Source organism: Flindersiella endophytica (genome assembly GCF_054779015.1).
The window spans coordinates 1-2,644 of sequence record NZ_BAAGYY010000017.1; the positions used below are offsets into that span (position 1 = coordinate 1).

3 protein-coding genes are annotated in these 2,644 nt (G+C 66.3%); all 3 read left to right on the plus strand.

The window, feature by feature from the left end; translation table 11 throughout:
• Positions 1-871: 871 nt before the first annotated feature.
• The gene (locus ACYVF6_RS19130; RefSeq protein ID WP_460523123.1) at positions 872-2,137 is read left to right on the plus strand and encodes a hypothetical protein; all 1,266 of its coding nucleotides are present in this window, start codon (positions 872-874) and stop codon (positions 2,135-2,137) included.
• 4 nt (positions 2,138-2,141) lie between these two features.
• Entirely contained in the window at positions 2,142-2,267 is a 126-nt protein-coding gene (locus ACYVF6_RS19135) for a hypothetical protein (protein ID WP_460523125.1), read from the plus strand.
• A gap of 81 nt (positions 2,268-2,348) precedes the next feature.
• Positions 2,349-2,644 (plus strand): sigma factor (locus ACYVF6_RS19140; protein WP_460515174.1); only part of this gene is annotated, 296 nt, incomplete at its 3' end.

Here is a 2,644-nt window from a genome sequence, read left to right on the forward strand (position 1 = left end):
CGATACACCGCACGGTGTCGCCGGATGTCAGCCATAACGTTCTCACAGGCGGATTCTCGTGGTCCTGGTCCAGTTCGACGAATATGGCAGCTCCCGCAGACCGGTTCCGCACTGTCAGGTTGGAGGTCGCGGTCGACGGGGTGGACCGTCCCATCGACCAGATTCCGCACGACGATCGTACCCCCAGCACGCGGGTAGGTCAGCTTCGTGCCAGGCAAGAGAAGGACCTTTGCAATACTTGCTGTTTCTGGTGGCGACGTCTGTAATCCGCCATTGCGTGCCGGCGGCATCACGGATCCGCCACATCGCGCACGGCTCGGCCGGATCGGGTTCCTCGGAACAGGCCGTACGGTAGGCAAGCTCCACCGGCCCGACCTTTCCGTCGGTAGGCAAGGGCTGCGGGCGTCGCCGGAGACTTGGACGAGGAGCGGGCGTTGATGGCCGGAGACGGTTTGGGCTTGGTTTGACCGTAGCGTCACGGTGACAAGAACGATCGTCACTACGACGGCCACCGCCGCCAGTACGGCAGCTGGGGCAGCGAGCCGGGCTAGACGGCGACGCCGCGTGCCGCGGGAGATGGCCGACTCGACAAGCGGGTCAACGGTTGTCGGAGCGCGGTCGGCCAGCATCCGCATCGCTTCTTTGAACTCGTTCACCGAGAGCCTCCCGCCGGGTTGGTGATGGCAAGGTCGGGCACGCGCCCGCCTGCACGCGCTGGTGGAGGAGATCGCCATTGTTCTCCACCCGCGTTGTCCCTATGTTGGTTCGGGATGTGACAGTGAGGCGCCGCCCCTTCGGGCGGAGCCGGATGGGCATGCGGCGCGTTGCCACTATTCGGACGCGCTCGAGCTCGCGGGAATCTGAGGTGGATATGACGTCTCTGGGAACGGCGGTCGCCGACATCACTCCGCGGTGGCCGGTCGAGCTGGCGGGGTTCGCCGGCAGGCAAGGGTCTTTCGAGGATGTGCGGTCGCCGTTGTCGGCGCAGGTCTTCGCGTTCGGGGACGGCTCGTTGAGGGCGGTGCTCGTATGCGCGGACCTGCTGTGGTGGGGTCCGGACCTGGTGGAGTCGTTGCAAAGCAGGATCGCTGTTGCGTATGGGTTGCCACGGGACGCCATCGTGTTGCACGCTTCTCATACACACAGCGCGCCGCAGCCGGGGTTGACGTTCTCGCCGCTGGTCGGCGCGGGCGATCCTGACTATCTCGGCTTCGTGCAGGACATGGTGCTGGACGCTCTCGCCTCCGCTGTGGACGGCATGGAGCCGATCACGGTCTCTCGTGGGCGGGGCGAGTGCGGGCTGGGCATGAACCGTAGGCGCGCCAATCCGGACGGTACGTTCGGTGGCGCGGACCCGGACGGGCCTTCGGATCCCGAGGTCACGGTCGTCCGGCTGGACACGGTTTCCGGTCACCCAAGGGCGGTGTTCGTGCACTACGCCTGCCATCCCGTCGTCACCGCGGACCAGGAGGCCGGCCCGGACTTCCCAGGCGTCCTGCGCGCCCGGCTGGAGACGCAGTTCGGCGACGGCGTCGTGGTCGCGTTCCTGCAGGGATGTTGCGGTGACATCGATCCCGCGCTGCTCCGCGACGGGCAGTTCCGGCGGGGTGGGCAGGCGGAGCTGGACGAGTTGGGCGGCGTGCTGGCCGACGCGGCGTCCTCGGCACTGACACGGCTCGTCCCTGCCGGCGACCTGGCTGTACGGAGCCGATCGTCCGTCACGAACCTTCCGCTGCATCCGCCGTCACTGACTCAGCTCGCCAGCCTACGCGACTCGAACGACATCTGGGGCGACTGGAGCCGGCACCTGCTGGCGCACCCGGAGCTCCTGGTCGACAAGGCTCCACTCCGGTTGACGCTGCTGGAGCTCACCGACGAGCTGGCGCTGCTGGGCTTCGACGCTGAGTTGACTGTGGCGTACGGCGATTATGTCAAGGTGCGTTCCAGTGGGCGGGTGCTGCCGATTCCGTACAGCAACGGCATGATCGGCTACATCGTGACCGCCGAGCAGGTGCGGCAAGGTGGCTACGAGCCCGACGACTCTTTTCCCTATGTCTATCGATCCGGGCGATTCATCGCGCATGTGGAAGGAATTGTTCAGTCTGCCATCGACGATCTCCTCCGCGACGGGAAATGATCGTGTGAGCTTCGCCGGACTCGGCATCCACCTCAGAGACCTGTACCGCCTCTCCGGCGCGGAGTCCACGATCAGCCACGGTGGGCTGGTCGTCGAGGTGAAGCTCCCGGAAGCGAACGTGTTCTCATAGGGGTGTGACATGCGGGGAGTCTGGTGGCGTCGTACCGGATGAGAAGGGTTGGCAGCCACCAAGACACGAGGAGCACGCCGAGTGAGCCCGGAACCGCCAGATTTCGTGGAGTTCGCCTCCGGCCGCAGCACACAGTTGTTCCGCAGCGCCTACCTGCTGGCGGGCGACTGGCACCTGGCCGAGGACCTCGTACAGACGACGCTGGGCAAGCTCTATGCGTCGTGGCGGCGGGTACAGAACGCCGACAACCCCGTCGCGTACGCTCACACGGTCCTGTTCCGTACCTTCGTGTCACACCGGCGGCTGCGCAGCAACAGCGAGTTGCCATCCGAACAGCTTCCAGAAGGTGCGGCGCCGGTCGGCGACCCGGCACTGCG